1 protein-coding gene is annotated in these 221 nt (G+C 38.0%); it reads right to left on the reverse strand.

Annotated features, from left to right (window positions below; translation table 11 throughout):
- Nucleotides 1-221, reverse strand: a 221-nt coding sequence (locus tag JR005_RS14500; protein ID WP_228731747.1) for an NAD-dependent epimerase/dehydratase family protein, incomplete at both ends; no start/stop codon positions are given.

Below are 221 nucleotides of genomic sequence, written 5' to 3' on the forward strand. Positions count from 1 at the left end.
TCATAAACCGTTGCAGATGAGCTAAAGACTAACTTAAATACCTCTGCACGCTGCATCGCATTTACAAGATTAATACTGCCCACAATATTATTATCAAAATAAATCAAAGGAAGTTGCTGACTTTCGCCGACTGCTTTTAAACCAGCAAAATGAATGACTGCATCAATTTGATGCTGTGCAAATACTTGATCAAGCTGTTCAGCACTGCGAATATCACCTTC

It is taken from the genome of Acinetobacter sp. Colony158, from assembly GCF_019264745.1.
GTDB lineage: Bacteria > Pseudomonadota > Gammaproteobacteria > Pseudomonadales > Moraxellaceae > Acinetobacter > Acinetobacter ursingii.